At 35.9% G+C, this 25,076-nt stretch carries 19 protein-coding genes; 17 read left to right on the forward strand and 2 right to left on the reverse strand.

The features are described 5' to 3' along the window. Positions 1-191: 191 nt before the first annotated feature. The 7 genes from CUN60_RS05655 (at position 192) to CUN60_RS05685 (ending at position 9,559) form a co-directional block, all read left to right on the forward strand. Positions 192-1,706 (forward strand): DHA2 family efflux MFS transporter permease subunit, encoded by a 1,515-nt coding sequence (locus CUN60_RS05655; protein WP_102951097.1) that lies wholly within the window; start codon positions 192-194, stop codon positions 1,704-1,706. Positions 1,707-1,765: 59 nt separating this feature from the next. After that, on the forward strand, positions 1,766-2,746 hold the full coding sequence (locus CUN60_RS05660) for an HlyD family secretion protein (protein WP_102951098.1): 981 nt from the start codon (positions 1,766-1,768) through the stop codon (positions 2,744-2,746). 21 nt (positions 2,747-2,767) lie between these two features. Beyond that, the gene (locus CUN60_RS05665; protein WP_102951099.1) at positions 2,768-4,240 is read left to right on the forward strand and encodes an efflux transporter outer membrane subunit; all 1,473 of its coding nucleotides are present in this window, start codon (positions 2,768-2,770) and stop codon (positions 4,238-4,240) included. Positions 4,241-4,431: 191 nt separating this feature from the next. Beyond that, positions 4,432-5,553 (forward strand): linear amide C-N hydrolase, encoded by a 1,122-nt coding sequence (locus tag CUN60_RS05670; RefSeq protein WP_102951100.1) that lies wholly within the window; start codon positions 4,432-4,434, stop codon positions 5,551-5,553. Positions 5,554-5,835: 282 nt separating this feature from the next. Next, positions 5,836-6,477 carry a MarC family protein gene (locus CUN60_RS05675; protein WP_102951101.1) on the forward strand — a complete coding sequence of 214 codons (642 nt, stop codon included), beginning with the start codon at positions 5,836-5,838 and terminating at the stop codon, positions 6,475-6,477. Between the two features lie 206 nt (positions 6,478-6,683). Continuing rightward, positions 6,684-8,102: a hypothetical protein gene (locus CUN60_RS05680; protein WP_102951102.1), complete on the forward strand. Its 1,419-nt coding sequence runs from the start codon at positions 6,684-6,686 to the stop codon at positions 8,100-8,102. Between the two features lie 53 nt (positions 8,103-8,155). Beyond that, positions 8,156-9,559, forward strand: a complete 1,404-nt coding sequence (locus tag CUN60_RS05685) for an amidohydrolase (protein ID WP_102951103.1) — start codon at positions 8,156-8,158, stop codon at positions 9,557-9,559. Positions 9,560-9,973: 414 nt separating this feature from the next. Here CUN60_RS05685 and CUN60_RS05690 read toward each other — a convergent pair whose 3' ends face one another. Together CUN60_RS05690 and CUN60_RS05695 are read right to left on the reverse strand one after the other, a co-directional pair. Further along, a complete protein-coding gene (locus CUN60_RS05690) occupies positions 9,974-10,564 on the reverse strand; it encodes an outer membrane beta-barrel protein (protein WP_102951104.1) in 591 nt (196 codons plus the stop codon). A gap of 326 nt (positions 10,565-10,890) precedes the next feature. Then, positions 10,891-11,685: a helix-turn-helix transcriptional regulator gene (locus CUN60_RS05695; RefSeq protein ID WP_102951105.1), complete on the reverse strand. Its 795-nt coding sequence runs from the start codon at positions 11,683-11,685 to the stop codon at positions 10,891-10,893. Positions 11,686-11,894: 209 nt separating this feature from the next. Between CUN60_RS05695 and CUN60_RS05700 the strand changes: the two genes are divergently transcribed. From CUN60_RS05700 to CUN60_RS05740, 10 genes are all read left to right on the forward strand, one after another. Next, positions 11,895-14,708 (forward strand): hypothetical protein, encoded by a 2,814-nt coding sequence (locus CUN60_RS05700; RefSeq protein ID WP_102951106.1) that lies wholly within the window; start codon positions 11,895-11,897, stop codon positions 14,706-14,708. A 261-nt stretch (positions 14,709-14,969) separates the two neighbouring features. Further along, positions 14,970-17,675: a hypothetical protein gene (locus CUN60_RS05705; RefSeq protein ID WP_102951107.1), complete on the forward strand. Its 2,706-nt coding sequence runs from the start codon at positions 14,970-14,972 to the stop codon at positions 17,673-17,675. 207 nt (positions 17,676-17,882) lie between these two features. After that, positions 17,883-19,583, forward strand: coding sequence for a lytic polysaccharide monooxygenase (locus CUN60_RS05710; RefSeq protein WP_102951108.1), 1,701 nt, complete (start codon positions 17,883-17,885; stop codon positions 19,581-19,583). 145 nt (positions 19,584-19,728) lie between these two features. Further along, positions 19,729-19,875 (forward strand): hypothetical protein, encoded by a 147-nt coding sequence (locus tag CUN60_RS12905; protein WP_158649307.1) that lies wholly within the window; start codon positions 19,729-19,731, stop codon positions 19,873-19,875. A gap of 68 nt (positions 19,876-19,943) precedes the next feature. Further along, a complete protein-coding gene (locus CUN60_RS05715; protein ID WP_102951109.1) occupies positions 19,944-20,417 on the forward strand; it encodes a glycine-rich domain-containing protein in 474 nt (157 codons plus the stop codon). After that, a complete protein-coding gene (locus tag CUN60_RS05720; RefSeq protein WP_102951110.1) occupies positions 20,410-20,964 on the forward strand; it encodes a hypothetical protein in 555 nt (184 codons plus the stop codon). Before CUN60_RS05715 ends, CUN60_RS05720 begins: the two co-directional genes overlap by 8 nt. 37 nt (positions 20,965-21,001) lie before the next feature. Continuing rightward, positions 21,002-22,006 (forward strand): MBL fold metallo-hydrolase, encoded by a 1,005-nt coding sequence (locus CUN60_RS05725; RefSeq protein ID WP_102951111.1) that lies wholly within the window; start codon positions 21,002-21,004, stop codon positions 22,004-22,006. Positions 22,007-22,109: 103 nt separating this feature from the next. Next, entirely contained in the window at positions 22,110-23,405 is a 1,296-nt protein-coding gene (locus CUN60_RS05730) for a hypothetical protein (RefSeq protein ID WP_102951112.1), read from the forward strand. Beyond that, positions 23,395-23,991 carry a L,D-transpeptidase family protein gene (locus CUN60_RS05735; protein ID WP_102951113.1) on the forward strand — a complete coding sequence of 199 codons (597 nt, stop codon included), beginning with the start codon at positions 23,395-23,397 and terminating at the stop codon, positions 23,989-23,991. Before CUN60_RS05730 ends, CUN60_RS05735 begins: the two co-directional genes overlap by 11 nt. A gap of 113 nt (positions 23,992-24,104) precedes the next feature. Beyond that, positions 24,105-25,076 (forward strand): YHYH protein, encoded by a 972-nt coding sequence (locus CUN60_RS05740; protein ID WP_102951114.1) that lies wholly within the window; start codon positions 24,105-24,107, stop codon positions 25,074-25,076.

Consider the following 25,076-nt stretch of genomic DNA (forward strand, 5'->3'; position numbering starts at 1 on the left):
CATGTAAATATTCTTGTTGTACATGGTTTATTTACTTCATATTTAGTTATATAATGTGTCAATGCTAAGTAAAAATGTAGTTGTTAAGAACCTTTTAGTTAACATAAAATCACGCTTCTATTTATCCGCTATGATACAATAAAATCTACTAAATTAGTTGGGTTATCTGCATATACAAAGGGTTATTTTATATGAAAAAATGGTTCTGGCTTGAGCCTAGGTCCATAGTTGCAATTGCAGTCTGTTTGCTGGCATTAGCAGAAATTGTTGATTTGACGATTGTGGCAGTTGCGATTCCTCACATTATGGGCGCATTGGGCTGTAATATTCAGGAAGTATCGCTGGTAACTACTAGTTATATTGTTGCTGCTGCCGTATTTATTATGACAACTGGATTTGTTAGTTCGAGATTGGGTAGCAAAAAAACAATTTTATTATCTACATTTGTCTTTGGATTATCTTCTATTCTTTGCGGATTTGCCAGTAGTCTTAATGAGATGGTTATTTTTAGGCTAATTCAAGGGATTGGCGGCGCATTTTTACCTTCAATGGCTCAGGGCTATATCGTTGGTAACTTTGATGAAGAAGAGCAACCAAAGATGATGAGCATTATGACGTTGACTGTAGTTTTAGGACCAATAATAGGTCCGCTTGCTGGTGGTTATCTGGTAAATGCTTATAGCTGGCGGTGTATCTTCTTTGTTAATGTACCAATTTGCTTGGTTGCCTTTCTAATCGTATTTTTCTGGATGAAAGAAACACTAACTGAAAAAGTCAGTTTTGATTCAATAAGTTTTGCATTTATGGCAATTGGCTTTGGCTCACTTGAGTACTTCATCGATGAAGGAAATAATCTTAACTGGTTCAATTCTCATAAAATGGTAATCTGTTTATGTGTTGGACTGGTTTTTATAACTTTTTTCATCTGGCGTGGGGTATTGGGGCATTCTGTAGTCAGCTTCAAACTTTTTAAAAACTCTAATTTTGTAATATCTTGTGCAATTGTATTTTTATTTATGGTTGCGGTAACTACCGGAATGGCTTTTTATGCTACGTTTTTACAACAAGGTTATAGTTTTCCGGTTGATATAGCTGGGTACATAACTGCGCCACGTGGTGTATTTGCTGTTGTTGGTGGAGTTCTTGGCAGTATCTTATGTAATAAGTTTGATAAACGATTAGTTCTTATTTGTGGTTTACTTCTATTTAGCTTGGGTTGCCATTTAGAAACTCGTTTTGGTACTAATTGGAGCTTACATACTCAGCTATTAACCTGTGCAATTATTGGTCTTAGTATGTCAATGACTTTTACTCCATTATTGCAGGTTGCATTTACTGGAGTAACTGAAGCATTAAGTAATGATGCTAGTGGGGTATTTAATTTTTTCAGAAATATTGGCAACTCGGTTGGAACTTCAATCGCTTCAACCCTTCTCAGTCGGAATGAGCAAACTTCATGGAATGATTTATCTAGTCATTTGAAACCTTTTAGTAATGCCGTACAGCAGTTACAAAATGGATTATTTCAGGGGATGTCAATTCAAAAACAGATTACTATTTTTTCTGGGCAAGTACAAGCTCAGGCATTCCTGATCGCAAATATAAATCTTTTCTACCTTGGATGCATTATGGCATTGTCACTTTGTTTGCTACCAATGTTTTTAGCTAAGCCACCCAAAGGAATTATTAAAGTTCATGCTCACTAATAGAAGAAAAATTATATTTCTGCAAAATTATTTCTGAAAAACTGATAGGATAAAAATAAATGGATAAGCAAAAAATTAGCATTATTATTCGTGGTTTATTACTAATTGCTGTAGTTAGTGGTGGGGTATATTGGTATTTTCAACACTCTGAAAAATATCCATCAACTGATGATGGTTATGTGAATGCCAATTTGGTTAATGTAGCACCCAAGGTCAGCGGCTACGTTGAAGAAATTTTGGTTAAAAATAACCAGTTTGTTCATAAAGGTGATGTGTTATTTCGCATTGCGCCAACTGATTATAGTGTTCAATTAGATCAACAGCAGCAGGCGTTACAATATGCAGTTCAGCTGGCTAATAATGCCAAAGCCCAGATTAGTACTGCGGTAGCTAATGTGGCAAGTGCTAAAGTCAATTATGCCAATGCGGCAGAGCAGGTTAAACGTTATACCGAGATGAATCGGCAAAACGCAGCTTCTACCCAGAATTTACAATCTTATCAAACCCAGTTTGCTCAAGCAAAAGCTCAGTTAATTCAGGCAGAAAATACGTTAGAACAATATAAGATTCAAGTTGAAGCTGCTAATGCTCAAGTTGGTCAGGCTAAAGCCCAAGTTGCCAATGCCAGAAATAATGTTGGTTATACTGACGTAGTTTCTTCGGTTAATGGCTTTGTTTCCAATATGTATTTAACCAAGGGGCAGTATGTTGCTGTTGGGCAGCAGGTTTTTGGGCTGGTTGATAATGATAGCTGGTGGATTGATGCTAATTTTAAAGAAACCGATATTGAACGAGTAAAAGAAGGACAGCCAGTTGATGTTAATCTTGATTTATATAAACATGCACATTATAAAGGTGTTGTCCAAAGTATAAGCTATGCTAGTGGGACTACTTTTTCATTACTTCCGCCACAAAATGCGACAGGGAATTGGGTTAAGGTTACTCAGAGATTTACAATTCGGATTAAGGTAGAAAATAATCCTAAATTTCCGTTACGAGTCGGGGCTAGTGCCGATGTTCAAATTGATACAACCAAGTAATAATAAGAAACGGAAATTGGTATGACAAAAATTTCAGTAATTAGCCTAACTACTCTGGCTATGGTACTTGGTGGTTGTGGCATATTTTCTCCAGAATATCATCAGCCTAAGATAGATACCCCGGTATCAACAAAAAATGGAACTATGATTGAATCAAGCAATATCGACTTTAGTCAATTGGAGTGGTGGAAAAAGCTAAATGATCCGGTTTTAAACCAATTAATTGTATTGGCTTTTGCTAATAATGCACAAATTCAGGTAGCTCAGGGGAATATAATGAAAGCCGAGGCAAGCCTGAAGGCGGCACAATACGCATGGATTCCGACTCTAAGCGCTCTTGGTGGTGGGTTTGCTGGAAATACTTGGGCGAGCAGTTTAACTCCACAAGGTGCGCTGGCTGCTAGTCCGGCAGCTCAGTCCGGGAATATAGCAAATATGAATTTTAGTGGACTTTATGGTGGCTTTGTCCCTTCTTATAGCTTTAATGTATTTGCCAATATCAATCAGGCTAAACTAGCCAAAGCTAGCCTAGACATGCAAAAAGCCTTATATAATGCAACTCGATTAACCATTATTGGTCAGGTAAGTGGTGGTTATTTTACCTTGCTGGCGCAGAAAAAACAGCTAGCTCTTCAGGAGCAAATGATTGCAGATCTAATGGAGTTACGCCGACTCGAAATGATTCAGGTAAATAATGGTGCGGCTGATTTGGGTAATATCACCAGTTATGATCAAGAAATTAGCAGTAATCAGGCGAAATTGCCAAAAATTAAAAATTCGATTTCGCAAACTGAAAATGCGTTAAGGGTTTTAATTAATGAAAATCCAGGTATAATAGTTACGAATGGTTCAATTGATAAACTGGTAACTGATAATCTAATCCCAGCCAATATTCCTTCTTCGGTATTAAAAAATCGCCCAGATGTTATTCAGGCGGAAGATAGCTTAAAAATGGCTAATGCAAATGTTGGATTGGCAAATTCTCAGTTTTTTCCAACCATTAGTCTAACCGGGTTTGCTGGTGGGGCATCCGAGGCATTAAGTAATTTATTTAATCTTGGTACTGGTTTCTGGATGGGGAGTGCATTAGTTAGTATGCCAGTTATTAATGCCAGTACTTACGAGCGGGTAAATGTAGAAAAAGGTGGATATTATGCCGGGTATTATAGTTATATGCAAACTGTTAAATCGGCCTTTCAAAATGTTGATAATAGCCTAACTAATAAAGAAAATATGGATAAAATCTATGCTGAAACTCTTAAATCATATAAAGCAGCAAATGATAACTATAAAATAAACCAAATTCAGTTTAAGGCGGGTAATTCTGCGCTGAATAATGTTATTAAGTCAAAATTAAATCTGGATAATGCTAGTTTGGGGTTACTACAGGCAAAATCGCAGCAACTCGATGCTTTGGTACAGGTTTATCAGGCATTGGCTGTCGGTTATGCTGCTGAGAGTGAATTAAGTAAACCGAAGGTATTAGCAGATTAATCTGCCATATGTTGCTATATGTTCGATTGGTAAATAGAATAATTAAGTGGTTTTCCATGTGGATTAGCTGAATTTAGATTGAAATGAAATAAGCTTTTATAGATATTAGGCAGTTAGTCTGAGTTTTAAGATTTGGATTGAGGTTTGATTATTTAAGTTTTTAAATTGCATTTATTAAAGGATCAATAATTATGAAAAAATTATTAACAGCAATATGTTTTACTAGTGCGATTTTTAATATGTCAGGCGCTAATGCATGTACAACTCTTATTATTAAAGACAATCAGGGTGGGGTGTATCAAGGAAGAACAATGGAATTTGGTGATGGACTACCACAAATGTATTTGAATTATTATCCAGTAGGTAGTAAATTTGTAGCAAGTGCCCCAGCAGGTAAAAAACCATTAAGTTATACAGCTAAGTATGCGGTACTTGAAGCCGTTGCGCAAATAGATAAAACTAATCAAAAGACAGCAGTGGATGGAATTAACAGCCAAGGTTTAACCGTAACGGTAAATGCGTTTGGACTAAGTAAAGGAACTGATACTAAAAATACGTCAAATATTATTGATGCTGATAGTCTTGGGCAATGGATATTATCCCAATTCTCTTCAGTTGACGAAGTTAAATCTGCAATTGTTAAGCAATCAATTTGGTTTGAACCAACACTTCTAATGGGATTAAAATTTCCTCTCCATATAGCAGTATTTGATCGATCTGGAAAGGGAATTGTAATTGAATTTATAAATGGCAAATTAGTGGTAAATGATAATCCGGTTGGTGTAATGACTAATGCCCCAGAATTTACTTGGCATTTAACTAACTTAAATAATTATACTTCGTTAAGCAATGTTGGTAATGGAACTGCAAAATGGAATGGTGAGACTCTTCACCAATTTGATACCGGGGGTAATACCCTAGGTTTACCTGATGATGACTCAAGTACTGGAAGATTTGTCAGAGCAGCATTTTACTCTAATTTTGCAACCAAGCCAGATCCAGCGAATGGAGTAGCAACCTTAGGTAAAATCATGAATAAATTTGATCGTATTAAAGGCGTAACTGAAACTAATACTGCAAGTACGGAAGCGTTAGCGAATCCAAGTAGTACTAAATCATACCCATCTGAGTGGACGGTTTTTACTACATTACGTGATCTAAATAATACTACCTACTATATCCGAACTGAAAGTAGCTTAAATTATGCACAATTTAATTTAAATACTATTAAAAATAATCCGAAGCCTTTCAGTCTTCCATTTAGTGATCTATATAAACCCGATGTAGTTAAACAAATCACGAGTAGCAATTGATTCTAAATCATAACTGAGAGTTTTACTACAAAGCTAGTTATCTGTAAATGAGGTGAAGTTAGGAAGCTATTGCGTGAAAAAATTACTAAGTAAAAATGTAGTTGTTCAGATACCTCTAACTCATATAGAATCGTGCTCTTATCTATCAGTAATTGACTAGTTGCCAAAAACATGATAAATAGGTATTATATGTTTAGATCAATAAAACATTTTATTTGTTTATATGCTGGTTAGATTTACGGAGAATTAGTAGGGGTAAACTATATTCTGAAGGAAATATAAATGTTTGAAAATTCATATCAACACTATTTACTGGGCTTAATTGCAGTAGCAAATAATATTTCTGCATTAGCACCATTTATTGCATTAACTTCCGGGCTAGATAAAATAATTATCCGTCGCTTAGTCGTTGTAAGTAGCTTGAGTACGTTTATTATTATGATGGTTTCAATGTTTTGTGGTACTATGCTCTTGGAGTTTTTTGGAATATCAATTAGCGCATTCCAGATAGCTGGAGGTATTCTTTTATGTGGTACTGGCACTAGTATGCTAAATGCAAAAAGCTCAAACGACGTTAGTGGCAAACAGATAATGCACTCTCAAATCGAATACTCCAAATATGTGTCAGCAGCTATTGTGCCAATTGCTCTTCCATTAACTGCCGGTGCTGGAACTATTTCTACAATAACTTTATTTACTGAGATGGCAAAGAAAAGCCACACCATGCCAGAATTATTTGTTGCCATTCTGAGTATTACAGTAGTTGTTTTTATCTGCTTTTATTTTGCAAATAATGTAGTCAAAATTCTTGGGGATATTGGGATGAGCGTATTAATTAAAGTAATGGGATTATTTACACTTGCTATAGGCGTTCAATTTATTATTACAGGTGTTTCTACTGTCTATAAAGGCTTAGTTACCTAATAGTATTATTCATTTAAACAAAATAATACTACCTACTGTATCCAAACTGAAAGTAGTTTAAATTATGCACAATTTAATTTAAATACTCTAAAAAAATAATCCGAAGCCTTTCAGTCTTCCATTTAGTGATCTATATAAATCAGAGCTGATAACTTTGCGATAGAGTCAGTTGTCTGTAGATGATGTAAAGAGAAGGAAGCTATTGAGTGAAAAAATTACTCTATCCGCTATTAGTTTGTACAAGTTTTTCAATATTTGCCGATGAAAATGAATCTGGAGTTGAAAATATAAATGCAAGTTATATTAGATCAGATAATTATATTCAAAACCCTTATCGTTCAATAGTTAGTGGTGGCGGAACTCGAAACCTAAATGAAAGTCAAATTCAAGAGCATAATTTTGCAGAAAAATTGTTTTATGATGGGACATGGAACCTAGAGGCGGGGGCGTCGGCGCAATATACTGGTGTTGGTGCAGGCTACCCAAATTATGCATATGGATTGAATCTCTTTGGGCAGACTGGTAGAGTTGGTGGATTTTCCGCTGGTGGTGTATTTACTGCGATGAATCCTTTTTTTGCTGCGCAGATGAATGGCTCGAATACTAATGCTGCGCCTTTTTTACCATCGAATGAGCAGGTTACTGTTTCGGAAGCTTATCTTGAATATCAGCATGGTAATGTCATTCAAGTCGATGCTGGTTATATCGGGATAAATAATAGTCCTTGGTTATCTGAGAATTATTATGCAAATGTAATGTCTCCTGGCACAACATATCAAGGGCTTTTAGTGAATATGTATCCAGGAGGTGGTTGGTTATTAACTGCACTAACTTTCAATGGTGCACAGATTGTCAGTGAAACCGGATTTACCCCATATACCTTTTATAATAAAGGATATGACTATTTAGGTGGTACTATTGTTAATAATAATCCTTCAGTGACTTCTTCTGGAACAGCTGCTTTGGGGGCAAACTATACTGGCTGGAATAATCAGTATAATCTGCGTATCTGGGGATATCAATTTAATAACTATGGTACATTACTCTATGCTGATAACAGTATAAAATTTCAGCCAAGTAAAGCATTATCTTTTAGCCTTGCCGCACAGGCAGGAACAGATAATCAGCTGGCAAACGGAAGTAACGCCATGACTAATGATAGTTTGGGGCAGATTTCGAGTAATTTTGTTGGGTTACAAGGCGGGGTTAACTATGATTGGTTTGGCTTCAGCATTGGATATAATAATGTTTGGGGACCAAACTCTGCTTATGGTAATGGAGCAATTGTTACCCCATACACCTATGGCTTTGCTACCGATCCACTATATTCCACGCCCTATATGTCAGGATTGGCAGACTTGGGGACTGCTGGTTCGGCATATAAACTGAGTCCAAGTTTTACCTTTCTTAATGGTTGTCTTTCTTTTTCTACCGCCTATACGATATTTAATACTTCTATTGCCGAATGGAATGGAACTCAAGAGTACGATTTTACTGCAACATACAATATTCCAGAGATTAAAGGACTGACTTTATTTGGTGTTTATGCTTATCAGCAGGTGCCAGATATTAATACTAGTGGGAATAGCTATATAACACAGATATATGTTAGCTATTTATATTAATATTATACAAGATAATCAAAAATTAGTGTTTTTTATATAAAGGAGCTTATAAGATGATTAATATGGATTTATTAAATGAGGTTAACTCACTTGAAAATAAAGTATGGGACTTGGCATACAGAATGTGGGAATTAAGTGAATTAAGCTTGGAGGAAGAGCAAAGTTCTAAGCTTACTGCTAATTATCTGGCAGATAATGACTTTATTCTTAGCGATCATGGTATTGGTGGATTAGATTATGCGTGGGTTGCTACTTGGGGTAGTGGAAAGCCAGTACTCGGAATTACAGTTGAGTTTGATGCATTACCAGGGCTAGGTAATGAGATAATAACGAATAAGATGCCAAGAAAGGATGGAAATCCCAATGGACATGGTTGCGGACATAATTTAATTGGTGCTGGAGCAATATGTGCTGCAGTTGCGTTAAAAAGATATTTACAAAAAAATAATATTAATGCAACAATCAAGGTTTTTGGTTGCCCAGCTGAAGAGGTACTAACTGGTAAAAACTATATGGCGAGAGCTGGGGCTTTTGATACCCTTGATGCCTGCTTACATTGGCACCCACTAAATAAAACCATGCCATTTAATATAAATACACCTGCACTGACTAACTTGAGAGTGGAATTTTTTGGTAAAACCAGCCACTCTGGTCTTGCACCATGGGATGGGCGTAGTGCTGCTCATGCGGCAGAAATATTTGTGCATGGCATAAATGCGATGCGCGAACACATTCTTCCCGAGTCTAGGGTTCAATACCTTATTGAGAAGTCCGGTGAAGCAGTAAATGTAGTTTCTGATTATGCAAGAATAAATGTTGGATATCGTGGACCAAATGCAAAGAATGTTTTGAAGTATATGGAGTGGATGAGAGATATTGCTAAGGGGGCTGCTCTCGCAACCCAAACTAAAGAGGCGTTTACTAATTTGGCTGGTGCTTATGATCTTTTACCAAATCAGGTCATGGCAGATCGGGTTATGCACTATTTAACTCAATTAGGTGCACCAGATTGGACCGAAGAAGAGCAGGCTTTTGCTAAGCAAATGCAAGAGTCGGAAGGTTATGAACAAGTTGGTTTATCAACCGAAATTGCTCCAGATCCCAAGGGTACTAATTTTGGTGGTGCAACCGATGTGGGGGATATCAGCTATATTACACCAACATCGGGTGTAGCAATTGCGTGTTGGCCAACTGGTTTTGCTCCACATACTTGGGCAGCTACAGCATGTAATGGTATGACTATTGGTCGCAAGGGTATGATGCGTGCAGCTCAGGTGCTGGCACTTACTGGGCTTGACCTTATTGCTGAAAGTGATTTCTTGACTGCTGCTAAAATGGAGTTTTTAGAGCGTACCAATGGTTGGAAATATCAATCATTATGTCAATCGGACATTCCACCTTTAGCAGCTGAGCATTCGCATCATATCGATACACACGATGCAATTCATCATATGTAAAATTTTTAATTTATATTAACAGATATAGCAACGCCAGTAATATTTATTTCTGGCGTTGCTATATCAATCAAATTCTGTTTAAATAAATGATATTATGAAGTAACTAAGCCTTTATAGACAGTAGAAACATCTGAATAATAAGTTGAGCTCCTATGGCAAGCGGAAATAATCCCACTACTTTGCTGGCACATATTTGGAGTATTCGATTTTGGAATGCATTATCAACTGTTTGCTACTAACCCCATTTAAGCTTTTTGCATTTAGTATGCTGGTGCTAATACCACATAAAAGAATAATGTAACCTATATTCTAAGAGTGCTGCTAGCTTGGAATAGAAATAAAACAAGGCAGGTGAAGTTTTGGTCTGCCTTGTTTACTTCTTGGTATGGATATTAATATTTTGCTATCGTATTATTACATCCGTACTTCAAGACCAAGAGTAGTAATATTGGTATTACCAAAACCGCCGTTATTGCCGCCACCAACTACAATTACGCCAGAGTCTTCAATATAAATTCCAAAACGTTTAGAGAGGTTAAATTGCATTCCGGCACCATAATAGGGACCAACATTAACCGGGGTAATCATGCTCATATTTTGCATATTCATTCCCATCATCATTGAATTGCTCGTTGCTGTTCCTTGCCCAGCATTTACACCTAGACCTAACTTGCCATATAGATTGAATGCGTCTGCTAAAGGTAAAATTCCTTTGGCTGCCAAATGAAAGGTATTAATCATAGCTCCGTTATTTTGATAATTACCACTTGGTAACATATCCATTCCTAATTCTACGCCTAAGCCTGGCTTATAATAAAATCCCATCGTCATGGCATTTAGTGCTAATGAACCAGTGCCCCAGTTACCAGCCGTGCCATAACCTAGCCCGAAATCCATATACATCATATTATCCATGTTCATCATATCTGACATATAGGTACCATTATTATCCGCAAAGGTTGAGAATGAAGATAGTAACAATAAGCTCCCCAGCAATTTTTTCATATTATTCCTTCTATATTATTAAATTTTAAACCCGTTAGGGTACTGGGATTTTACATTACAAATTTTACGACTAAAAGATAAATTTGAAGCTTGATGGCAAAAAATTATTAATTTAAGTTATTTGCTAATATAGTTTTTTTGATGGGTGATGTCTTTTTATGGTTTTGTATTGATTGAAAATAATATGTATAATTACAGTTGGTTATGTATTGTGGGTGGAGGTAAGTAAAAAGGATGAGATTAATCATTTTCTAGGCAAGAAATATTGTGCTGCAAAAAAGCAACATTTTTGAGGGCGTAGGTTTTTTTAGAATACTTATGTTTTTTTAAGAAGTTTTTTGCAGCTTTTTATTAACTTCTTCATCAAGAATCAATACCAGAGGGCGTAATAAGCTTTTAGGTGGTGACTGAAAACAATTCATTTCCTGAATTTTCTCAATTACTTGACGAGTGCTTGATCCTATAATGCCAAGCTTTGGGCAGATTTGATCACTGATCACTTTTGCTATTGTTCCTCTGCCGATTTGTAAAATATCAGCAATTTGATATTGGGAGAACCCAATTGTCAGTAAATATGCAATTTCCAGCTCACGAGGTGCGAATATCTGTAAAACATCATTCATTTCTGCTTCAGTTAATTTAATCAATTTGTTATTATCATGTGTTTTAAATTGTTCAAAATAATCATTAATGCCAAAAAGTTTATGTGTTGAATAGTATATTTGGATAGCTATTACTTCTTCGTTTGGGTTAAATAGTGGAATTAGTGTACATAGATACGATTCATAAATACTTCTATAGGGGATCATTTCAACAAAGCTTACGACAACCTTTTCTTTTACTACCAATAATTCCAGCTTATACAGCAAATTAAAATAATCTTGAATTTGATCTATGATTTGTGAGTCTGTGATTCCCATTTTTGTGCGAATAATTTTGGTGTAGGTGCTGTTGTAACTCATACCTATTACATCTTCCCATTTATCAAAGCCTGCTGATTTTGCCAATGTATTTGTTGAGCATAAAATGCAACCATTTATGTCTTTTATTGCTGAATAGATATTTTGATTAATAAGAGGGCGAAAATTATTTATTATCACATCATTTAAATAGTTTTGCATATGCTTTTCCACTAATACACAGTAGTTATTATCAAATATGAGAAAGATTTTGTACGATCTTATATGCTACAAAATTTGTTAGGCACTATCCCCACCAAAATAGTTGGTTAAATAATAATTTGGTAACAATTATACTACAGGCTGCAAAAATAAGAAATAGAAGTTGTTTTTGTATAATGTTTAAATTATTTAACCACAAGGAGAAGGTTGTGAAAATATCAAACCGTATTAATAAGCTGTATGGTGTACTTATTGCATCAGGTAGCTTATCATTAGTTGCGTGTAATAGTGGTACAACAGGTACTAGCCAAGGTACAAATGCAGCTTCAAATGAAGTTGTACATGCTAAAGCGTCAAAAGCAATTATTGCCGCGAATAACTGTTTAATTCCTACCGTGTCAGGTAGTGGGCAGGTTAATGGTTCAGGAACTGTTGTAGTTGAAGTAACTAATAAGTGTAGCCAAAATCAGACCGTTGATGGGCATACTATCCAGTTTGCAACGCAGGATGTTAAAGGTAATTATGCTGAGATTAATGACTGGACATCAACTAGTAACAGTAATTTATTCCCAATTAGCTTGAACCAGCAAAATATTCTTGAAAACTATATTAGTACTAGTAAAGTATTAAAACCAAATGAAAGTATCAAGTTTAGTAGTACACGTATTTATACTACCAATAATAATAAATTTGACATCGCGAAAGCTCAGGCAACTGCTGCCATTGATGGTGTAATCCCATCGAAAGAACCAGAAACTGCTGCAATGACAGTTAAGGTTGATACTGCAGGGGCTGAGTGTACTAAGGCAACTAAAAATAAACCATCTAGCTGTGATGGGATTAATGTGGATGTTGCTGATGCGACTGGTAATGTTGTGGCAACATTTGCAATGCCAGTTGAAGGTGGTGAAAAGGTTGTGGATGGGCTTAATGTTGATCAGAAATATAGCGTAAGTGCAACTCCACTAGCTTCAGAAAGTATCAGCTATGCACCAACTTCAGATGTTACTATTGCTAAAAATAAGAAAAATGAAGTGGGTGTAAAATATACTAAAGTTGCTGCGGTTACTACTGGTAGTCTAGTGATTAATGTTCCTCAAGTACTAGAAACATATACTGGCGTGATTGATGTTTTGGTTGTCAAAAATGGTGCTGACGTTGTAGCTCAATATCACTTGAAGCAGGGCACTCTTTCGCCTAAACTTGATTTGCCAGTTAGTGATGAAAATAATACTTATGAAGTGAAACTTGCTCGTGGTATTGCTGACCCAGTTAATGGTAAATATTTCAATCAAGCACCAAATAATATAAAAGCTGTAGCGATCAAAAAAGGAAAAGAAACTACCTTTAACCTTGCTTTTAAAGCTGTTGCTAATAAAGATCTGAAAAAAGTTACCCTAGATGTTAAAGGTTTAACTTCAGGTCAAACTGCCAAAATTTCTTTTGATGATGCAGCTCACTCATATAATTATTCAGGTGACAGTGTGTTATCAAACGGTCAGAAACAGTATATGGCTGAAAGTGGTCTAGTTTTTGCTATCGGTGGTGTTAGTGATACTGCGGTAGTGAATTATGGTCCAGTAGTAATTGATAAAGCAGTAAAAGCTACTCTTGATTTTGGTAAGGTTGAGCCACAGCCAAATCCTGAGCCTACACCTGAGCCAGTACCGGGTAAACCAGGTGAATATTCATGGAGTTTGTTCCTTAAAGGTCCACAACTTCTAGATAAAGATGGATCATATCCTTATTTACCATGGGAAGAAATTCGTGCCGCTGATGGACCTAACGATTTTTATGGTATGAGTGTATCTTCAGATGGCAAGCTTGCAGCATTAGCTATGGCAGATAACACAATTAAGGTTTATGATATGGAAACCCAAACTGTTAAATATGACCTTGGTATGCCTAAATTCAAGCTTTATGATAATGTTGATATGCTAAATGGTAGTATATCAGTTAAATGGAATGGTACGAATAAACCACAGGTAGTTTACTTTTCGCGTTCTGGTGGAGTAGCTTACTTTGATGGAAGTAAATGGAGCATTCTTTCTGATATTGCTGAATACGATGCTATAGATTACTTTGGTGATTCAGTAAAAGAAACTCTTGGGCAGTGGAAAAATGGTGGATTTAATGGATTTGAAGTTGACTGGTCTGGTGCAACTCCAAGAATCGCAATTGCCATCGAAGAGTTTGATACTGTAAAACCACGTAGTCAGAAATTTGGTTCTCTTTATGTCTATGAAAATGGTAAATGGAAACAAGTCGTAAAAACTACCGCTGATGTCCAACTGCTTAGTCTTGCTCCGGCTAGTAATGGTTTAAAAGCTCTATATGACGTTAATGAAACCCAAACCCTAGGGCATCCGGTTTATTATTATAATAATGGCAATGTTAAGAAAATTGCATCTTCGTGGTCTACTGCATATGGTCAGGGTGGTCGTACTGTTGATACTGATTGGAGTCAGGGTGATCCACGTATCATTTATCAGGATGAAAATACTGTTAAATTACTAAATACCAAGAATAATAGCAGTAAAGTACTATATCAGTTCCAGCATGATTTTGAACTTAAGGGACCTTTATCTGTAAGTCATATTAATAGTCAGTGGAATGCCAATGATGCCAAAATAAAAACAGTTTTTGCTATGCAAAATGGTGCAGTTGAATACTATGGCGATGGCAAATTAACCGAGTTATCTGCTCCGATAAGAGGGTGGGATTTTGGTTCAACAATAAGTGGTGATTTGGCTGTCAGCTGGAATTCTGGGACTACTTTCCCTGAAGTATTTGTCGGCAAAGGTGGTAACTTCTATGGTGATGTGAAGCTTATGGCAAATAATGGTGGTAGCACTATGTCAGCGGTTACTATTAACTATAACTCTAAAAAATATACAGCCATTGGCTATAATAAAGTGATTTGGAATAGCAATGGTACTGCGGGTAAAATTGTTGCTCAGATCTCAACTGGTGTTGTAAATGGTCATGCACAGTACCCATTTGTGGTTGGTACTGCCAAATAATTTCTAATCATGCATTGCTACCTTAATGTGGCTTTGCATAATTCATTTTTTTCTTAGGTTTCTGCCTCTTGGCCACTGCTTATTCGGTGGCCTCTTTTTTTATTCTTTTTCATCACAAATATCAAATCAGCTAATGCTCTTCATTCCGTCAAAACTGTATAGGTAGATTGCCGATATGGCTATATCGGTGGATTATCAATGGTTGTTATTATAACGTTATGGAAGATTTTAATTAGTAACTAATCATCAAGGAGATATTTTATGAAAACTAATCAATTAAAAAAACTATCAGCAATTTTAATAGCTGGAGGTAGTTTATCATTAGCAGCATGCAATGGCGGCTCATCGGCTTCTGGTGCTGGAAATCAGATTAATGGTGGCGCTGATCGTCAGGCAAAATCTCTTCATTCAGCAGCTAAAAAACCAATTTTTACTCAATCAAAATGTTTGAGTGCGGCTTTCTCGGATACAACTGGTTCAGGTCAATCTGGGCATACATTATTAACTGTAACTAATAATTGTGGCGTAAATGTGACTATGGATAAACATCCTATCGTATTTAGTGGTGTGGATAATCATGGTGAAAATGTCGCTTTTGGTTACCATGGTAGTGGTGGGGTAGTGCATGAGAAAGACAACTGGAATGGTAGTACTGCCAGATTGATGGATGGTGAGTATTTTGGTGAAATTCCGGCAAGTGGAGAGTTTCATGGCTTGAGCCTTCCTGCTGGTAATAAAGTAGTATATGATGTGCCAGTTTTGGCAGATCCCGGTGCTAAATTTGATCAGAATGCAGCAAATCAGAGTATGTATGTTTTAGATGCTGATGCTCCAGTGGAAAAAGCTGATGGTGTTATGTTTATCAATATAGATACAACAAAGGCTGGTTGCAACCTTAAAACAGATAGTTGTGCTGGTTTACAGGTGAGTATCAATGATTTGGAAGGCAAATCAGTTCAGTCTTTTGTAGTACCTAAAGAATATTTGGGGCAGGAATACACCCAACCAGTTGATGGATTATATAATAATCAGAAATATACAGTTAATGTATTGCCTCTTGAAAATACAAAAACTGTAGTTAGCCCAAAAACAATTACTCTTAATGCAGAAGACCTTACGAAAGACGTTGTAACAGTTAAAGTTACTAAAGATAATTCGGTAAAAACTGGTACAGTTAAGATTACTTTGCCATCAGTACTAGATAGCTATACTGGTACATTACACGTAGATGTAATCAATACTAAGGCTCATAATGAGGTTGTGGCAGGTGCTGATATCAAACAGGGTAAATCGTTTAATGTCAAATTACCGATTAGCGATGCAGCACATGAGTATGTGGTTAAAACTTCTACAGGTTTGGCAGATCTGGCACAAAATAAATACTTTGTAGAGGACAGTGAAAATAAAGTAGAAGTTAAAACTGGCAATTCGAATGCTTTCATGATTCCAATGGTAGAAGCTAAACATGAAACTCACCCATTGACAGTTAAAGTTACTGGTCTTGCTAATGGTGATAATGCTAATGTTAATTTTCAGGATTTGGGCAATAAGTATAGCTATGTAAGTACTCAGTTAAGCACTAGTGCAAAATACCAAGTTGAAACAGGTCTTACTTTGGGGATTAGTGCTAGTGTTCCAAAAGGTAAAACTGAGTATGCTAATGGCGTAGTAGTAAAATCAGTAGCACCAAAAGTTAAAAACGTGAGTATTGAATTTCATCAAGGCAAAAATCCACAAGTTGAGCCAGTTATTAAGCCGACAAACCAGTATAAATGGGCTAAAACTGCTGGAGGAGATTCATCTGCAGTTTCAGCATCGCCAGATGGTTCAAAGGCAGTTATAACTGGTTTTGATGGTCAAATTAAGCTTCTTGATATTAAATCAAACAAAATGACCAACTTGGGCTATAAAGATATTCATCCTCTTATGGGTAATGTAAATCAACGAGTTGATGTTAACTGGTCAAATGGTACACCACATATAGTAGTGGTATGGGGAGCAAACGTACAGTATTATGATGGGGTTACTTGGAAATCATTACCAAATATTCCGTATAGTGTAAATTCAAGACTGGATATGTCTGAGATTTCTGTGGATTGGTCAAATACCACGCCAAGAATTGCAATTGCTTCTACACATTATGATTTAAATAATCTTAAACCTTATGGCGAAGTGTATTTATATAACTCAGCTGAGGCTTCTGCAAGATGGGAGCAAATTTACTCAGCTAATCATGAAGTGGGTGAAATTAGTCTGGCACCAGGTAGTGATAAAGTAATCTTTTATGTACATGCAGAGTACTATGGTACATCGAGCTTAATGTATTATAACAATGGTTCTATCCATGCAATTGCTGATGTAACGGGTCATATCTTCCAGGCAGATTGGTCTAAAGATGAACCAAGAGTCGTATATAGCGGTAATCAGAGTGTACAACTTTTAAATGTGGGAACAAATAAGACTACAACTTTGTATAAGTTTAATGCTAATGATTACCAAGATGGACCTTTAGATATGTCTCAGGTTTCTGTGAAGTGGGAAGCCAATGATGCCAATATTAAAGCAGTAATAGCTATGGATAATGGTGCGGTTGAATATACTGCTAATGGTCGTACAACTGAGTTATTTGGTGCAGTTGCTGGTTGGAATGAAAATGGAGTTCATACTGAAGAAACTGATCCGAATAATCCATTTGCCAGACAGATTAGCAATATGCAAGTTAATTGGAATAGTAATGGGATGATTCCAAGCATTGTCTTAACTCGTATGGTTAATGAAACAGACTCTTATGGTTGGTATACTGGTAACTTCCATCCTGAACTATATGCTTATAACAATCTAGATGGTAGCTGGTATAGTGTTAGCACTAATATTGATAGCCAGGCTCTGTCAGTAGTATGGGGTTCATCAGGATTTGCTGATAAGATTCTTGTTAACTCTCCGTTACAGATTGCTACTTTAAAATAAGTAAGAGTGGTTCTTAGTGAGGCAGTATTCGATATGAGTGCTGTCTTGCACATGTTTTTAGTTTTATATGTTTTAAGTTACGATATTATTGATTAGTTATCATATCTATTTGGTTAGGTGTGATTCCCCACCAAAATGGTTGGTTAAAATAAATCAATAATATGGTTATAATTTGTTCTCAATTTTGAAATTTAGGAAGGTATTTATATGAAAAAACTTTTACTTTTAGTCCTTGGTGCTACTGCTGGAGCACAGGTGTTTGCTCATGGTTGGCAAACTTATCCATTATCACGTACAGAATATCAGAAACTGCAAGGGATGGCACCAGTGGTATGGGAACCGCAATCAGTAGCCGCAAATTTGACTGGCGGTGGCGGTAGTGATTATGATGGAATCCTTAATTATTATAACGGTGGTGCATTAGGTTTCTTCAAGGCTTTTCATCCGGCACAAGGGCGTAATATTTGTAGTCAAGGTGGACGTTGGAGTTCGTTGGATACACCAGTTCCTGAAGCGCATATGACTACAGTAAATTATGGACAAGATTTACAATTTAAATGGACTTATACAGCATGGCATCAACCAAGTAATATGTTTGTATTTATTACTAACTATAAGGGTACACAATATAATGCTAATCCAACTTGGAGTGATTTAACCTTACTATGCTCTGTGCCAATTTCTACCAAATCAGATACTGGTAGCTGGAAATGTAAATTGCCAACGATTCAAGGTGCTGAAAAACAGGTTCTTGTAACTGTATGGCAACGTCAAGATGCGGCAGGTGAAAACTTTATTTCGTGTTCTGATGTGAAATTTAAAGGTGGTACACCAATCAAACCTGAAGAAATCTGGTCGCCAATTACAACTAATGCAGAACCTTGGATACAAAAATTAGGTGCTGTAGGTGCTGGTCAATTAGTTACTTTTGAATTATATCAGAAAAATAAAGCTGGAGTTACTAGTACATTAGCAACTTATTCTTTATCTGTAACTAAAAATAATAAAGATACTTGGGATAGTATCCTTGCGAAAAAAATTAATGAAGATACTACAATTACTCAGGTGGTTGCAGTTGGTAAATTAAATGCCAAGGAAGGTACTGTAACTTACGATTCGGCAGATCAAACTCAAGATTTTGTTTATCTAAATAATACTCTTGCTGATCCAACCATGACTTATAGTTACAAGATTAGTAAAAAGAAAGATCCTAATCCAGTAGTTAATCAATGGACTCCTACAGGTCAGGAATTAAAGTTCTGGCTAGGCAATGGAAATATCAAAGCCGGTGATAAGTTATTATTCTCTTTGAATATTGCTGGTGTTGAACAGACTATTGAGCCAGTTGAAATCAAAACTGCAGCAAATGTTAAAAATGTTGAAAAATTGATGGTTCAGGCAATTAATAAACATGTATTTAATGATGGGCTTAAAGTTAAAGCTGGTGTTTTAGAAGGAACTCAGGTTAAGTTTGTTGATGGTGGTGCTAATCGGGTTTATATCCATAAGGCTTCTGATGATACAACTTATTCATCTTATGTAATTCGTAATGGTACAACTCCAATTTCCAAATATAAAATCTATCCAGATGGAATTGGTTCTTACAAATCTGGTGAGATTGTAATGGATGGTAGTAATGGTAAGATGTATTCATGTAAGTATGTTTCATGGTGTAACTCAAAAGCATATCCATTAAACTCTGATGCTTGGATGGTATATGATCCAAAACCAGCTCCAGTTGGTTATGAGACATATAAAGAAGGAACTACTTATTCAAAAAATCAGGTAGTTGCTGGTACTGATGGTAACTTATATGAGTGTATCCAGCCGGGTTGGTGTAGTGGTGCAGCTTGGGCATATGCTCCAGGAACAGGTACTGCATGGACGCAAGCGTGGGCTAAAAAGTAATACGTATTATCTTAATAAAGGGTGGTAGTTGTTATCGCCCTTTATGTAAAGAATAATAGTTTTGACAAACTGTTTCAATCTGATTTATACTGTAGCTTTATTTTAATAATTTATTAACTGATAATTATTGTTGGAGTATTTTTATATGTCTACAATTCAAAAAATTTTGGCGTTACAAGCACTAAATGCATGTAAAAAAGAATCATGTATGGGTGGTGGTGGCGGTTCATGCAGCAAAGGTAAATGTAGCGGTAGTTGTTCAAGCAAAAGTAATTGCAACCACATTGGTTAATTTGCTAAAAATAATTTGCTATATGGCTGATGGAGATTCTTCATCAGCATTTTTTTTGGATAATGAGAATGAGATTACCTGAAAAATCTGTCATTGATAGTTGGGAGAATACGCCAACTATTTACCGTTTAATGCATGAAAATCGCTGGAGTAGACAAATTGCCAAGCAATGGTTTACTGATTTTATGCGCTGGCTTTATACCTCACATCGGAGTGAGCTTGAAAATGGTAAATATTTTATGATGGATAATTTACATTATTTGGATGATGTTTGGCATGCCTATATTTTAAGTACGCGTGATTATTTTAAAATGAGTAGGGAGCTATTTGATGTGGAATACATTCATCATAATCCGGAAAACCCCTTCTTAGCAAGTCCGATGCCGGATGATGTCACTGCTTATCAAATGAATATGCTCCTTGAGGACTGGGGTGAGGAATATATCGACCGGGTATGGAATTATGGTGCGGATATGTATGATATTGTTGCTGCTGCCGAAACAGCTAAATCAGAGGCTAAAAATAATGAGGCAAATGTATAAAAGCTTTTTTATAACTCTAGTACTGTGTTTTTTGCTAAAACCAGCATTAGCAGTTTCATCGGTAGAAAAACAGCAAGTTTTAGCTTCAATGAATAATTTTTTGCGAGTTTTGGATAATAATGAGTCATGGAATAAATTGACTCCATATATTGATTTTCCTGATGCAGGAGTACCTGATTGTGGGATGTTTATCGAAAGCTATCATTCACATTTATTAATGATTAATGATACCAGAGCTAGTGTTCGGGTTCAGTTTAATGTCGCTGGCGAGTTTGCTGGGTTAAATTATTATCGTTATCCCCAGTCAATAAAAAGAGAGGTAACTTATCGGTTGGTATATACTAATCGTTCGTGGTCAGTGATAGATGAATCCGAGGTAACAAGTTATATTCCATCCTTTAATGGCACTTCTTCGTGGAAAGTACGTACAGCTGATATTGCTTTTATGAATATTCGTTTTATTGACTGGCATATGAGATATTATTCGCCACATACGACAGATCGGATTAAAACTGCGTTTCCTCCACAACATTGTTGGGTTAGGTAGTGCTTATATTAGTGTCAGTTATTTGTAAGGGTGGGGTATGGAAATAGAATATCAGTTAAATAAAAAACTGGAATCAGTTAAGCCTGAATATAAAGGTAATTTGAAGAAAAATGGTAGATTTCTTAACTATCAGAAGGTTGCTGCACCAAAATTAAAAGATATCCTGCGTTGGAAAACTTCAAAAAACCCACAAATGGAAGAAAAGCGTGCAGATGCCTTTCGTCTTGATACACTTGATGATCCAGCAATATTTGATCGCACTCGAGATAAGGTTGTTTGGCTTGGTCATGCCAGTTTTCTTGTGACTTTAAATGGTTGCAATATCCTTCTTGATCCAGTATTTGCGGATATTCCCTTAGTTAAGCGGCGGGCAAAAATTCCCTTTCAGCTTAAAGATTATGATTCAATTGATTATATTCTGATTTCACATGCCCATTATGATCATTTGGATAAAAAAACTGTGAGGAGGCTTGCTAAAATAAATCCTGAGCTTAAAATCTATTGTGGTCTAGGGACGGCAGAGTTATTACAGAAAAGATGGAGAATTAGCAATACCGTAATTGAAGCTGGTTGGTATCAAAAATTTCCACTATTTGCCGATGGGGTAGAGATTTATTTTATGCCTGCCCTACATTGGTCGAATCGTAGTTTGCGTGATCGTAATTTACGTTTGTGGGGAAGTTTTATAATTCGTGGTAAAAATTCAACCATTTATTTTATGGGTGATAGTGGTTATTCACCACACTTCGCGGAAATTGGACAACTTATTCCGGATATTGATTATGCCATATTGGGGGTTGGTGCCTATATGCCAAGAAATATTATGCAGTATAGTCATATCAATCCAGAAGAAGCCAAGCAGGCTTATCATGATTTGGGGGCGAAGTATTTGATACCGATGCATTATGCTACTTATGATCTTACCGATGAGCCTTATAGTGAGCCACTCAAAAAAATTCAAGGTTTATTCATCGAAGAAAAAGATAAGCTAAAAGACATTGGCATTGGGGAAATCCTTGATCTAAAAAGCAATGACTCTTAATGATTAACTTCTTAATATTATTTTAGTTTTATGTAAATAAGCTTTGCAGATGCTAATTTTTCTTGTTATAATCGCTGCCAAATAAACAGATACTTTGATATAAATGATAAAGAAATCCCCATGGTATTATATTTGGGCTAATCACTTTAGTGCTATCGAGCAAAAACAGATACTAGCCTTTTTCCTCCGAGTCGTTATTGAGTATTGTGGCTATTTTCTTCTTTTGTCACATCACCATTCTATTGCCATGCTTATTTTTAATACTAATGGCTGGTATCCGGTAACAATCTATTTTGAGCTGATCTTTTGTCTTACAATTATTGGTAGTTTTATTGTTGCTTATTTATTGTTTAATAAAAAATATTACAGGCTGAAGTTCCGATATTTGGAATATTTTAGTTATTTTGGTTTATTTTTATATTTGTCATTTTTTGCCTTGGGACTAAAATTATTTAAACTACATTATCCCGATAGTCTTAAATTTACTTTTGTGTTGACATCTGTTGTCTTTTTATTTTGTAATGGCTATGAAAAGCTCCTTCGAATAAGCAGCTTACTTGTAATCGCTAAAGATAGAAGTAAATATTTATTTCTGACACAGGGCTTTTTTATTTCAATTGCGTGTGGGTTATTTGCTGCTAGCTTTTGTATCAAGGCATCGGTAATTGGTGGTAGTCATCATTTTAATCAAATGGAAGTTATGGTTATACCTACGCTTGCATTGAGTTTTCTAACTGCTATTTTTGACTGTTATCTTCATAAGTATTCTTTAGTGAGTTTCCAACTATTGCCAGTTACAAGTATTGTAGCCAAACTTAAATCTAGTCGCAAAGAGCTAACAGCACGATTAGCCGTTAATCTGATGACTGGAGTCTTTCTTGTAAAGTGGTATTTTAATTTACCTTTTTTATTGCAATATGGTGAGAACTGGTCACCAACTGCGATTGCAAATATAATTTTAATTTGTAGTATAGTTTCACTGCTTGGTGGAGTGTTTTTTCGCTATTTATTTCAGAAGGTTGATGTTTCAAAATTATTTACCTATTGTATCCTAGCTTATTTTCTGCTTATAAGTATTATTCACTTTAATCTATATTTCCACTATCTAGTTGGTTTAAGCGTTGTAGTTATGGCATTACTTTATAATTTTTTAAATAGCATTATTAACCGAATTGTTCATCATGATTATTTTGATATTCCTGTAAATATTATTCTTCTTATTATTGGCTCAGCGATTGGAATTGTTGTAGTTGGTTATGTAAGTAGCAGCCTTAGCATTTTCTTTGCCAAACAAATTGGAGTTAGCTCTACACCAATAGTTAATGCTTTGGTACTATTATTTGTGAGTATCTTGGGATTAGTCGGCTTTTATAGGATGGGGCAGGATAATGATTTTTGATGAAAGATTATTTGGCGAACTAACTAAGTTAAATATATTTCAGTTAGTTGTTGTGAATATCTCTCCTGATATACCTGTGGCTTCTGTAAATTTATTTTCTTATAATGAGGGTAAATGGACTAGCCCATTAATTGATCTTCCTGCTGTAGTTGGTAAAAATGGAGCAACAGGCAATAAACAGGAAGGGGATAACAAGACCCCACTAGGTTTATATAAAATAAGTCTTATTTTTGGCACTTTATTAGATTCAAAGATAAATAAAATGCCTTTTCGGCGGATAAGTTCTGAAGATAAGTATATTGATGATTCGGAGCATCCAGATTATAATTGTTGGATAAGTGGGGGTACTTCTGCTAGAAGCTATGAAATAATGTTACGTCCAGATGGCTTATATGCTTTGGGCGCAATAATTGATTATAATACCAACCCAGTAATTCCGGGAAAAGGTAGTGCAATTTTTCTACATATTTGGCGTGGGCAGAGAACTGGAACAGAGGGGTGTATCGCTATGAGCTTGACTAATTTAAAACTCTTACTTGAATCGCTTAAATTTTCTAGAAATCCACATATTTTAATTACGTCATAATCTTTCTACTTTAAAAACTGAATTTTTTGGTCCATTTTGGATTAGCATCTGAAGATAAAGTATGCTAATATTGCATAATTATTTAAAAAATATTTCGCAATAAGTGAGGGGTTATGAAAAACTGTAATTTTGCTATTTTATTATTGGCGAGCATATCGGCAATAAATTTAAGTTCATGTAATGGTGGTAGCAGCAGTAGCCCAGCCCCAACTCCTGCTCCGTCGCCAACACCCAGTCCAACTCCTACTCCGTCGCCAACACCAGGTCCATCTTCATATTCGACGGTGGCATGGTTTTGCCCTTACAATCAACAAACATTAAATAATCTTGGAATGACAAGCATTTCAAATGAAATCTGTAGTTCAACAGCAAGAACTCTTACAGGTAATGGAATTCCTTCTGATCAGATGGTTGGGACATTTCCAAATACCTACTGCCCCAATACGATTAGTTCTCAGAATGTATCATTTACAGCAACTGTTACTCCAATTATAGGTAGCGTCAAAGCTGTAGCACCAACAGTGGGGTATATGAATAATGGCGTGGCACTTGATCCGGGGACTGCCGAAGTAGTTAGAAATGATGGGAAAATTTGGAATATTGAAGCAATAAATCCATCTTCAGAGTCGCCAAATAAAGCACTTAATCTTGGTTTGGATAATGATAATGGGCATGTCCAACCCACGGGAAAATACCACTATCATGGATTACCAATTGGTTATCTTGATTTATTATCTGGTTCTACTGGAGTACCTTCCAAACCCATACTTGGTGGCTGGGCTGTGGATGGCTTCCCTATCTATCTTTTATATGGTTATAGTGATCCCAATAATATCTCAAGTAGTGTTGTGGCAATGGTATCAAGTTATCAGTTAAAAACTACGCCTGATGCAGGTAGACCATCAACTACACAATACCCCATGGGAACATTTACTCAGGATTATGAGTATGTTGCCGGACTTGGAAATCTTGACGAATGTAATGGGGCAACGGTAAAAACCCAGGAATTTCCTGATGGGATATATGCATATTTTATAACCACAACTTATCCTTACATTCAACGTTGCGTTAAAGGCAATTATTAA

The sequence above is a fragment of the Aquella oligotrophica genome (genome assembly GCF_002892535.1).
Classification (GTDB): Bacteria; Pseudomonadota; Gammaproteobacteria; order Burkholderiales; family UBA11063; genus Aquella; species Aquella oligotrophica.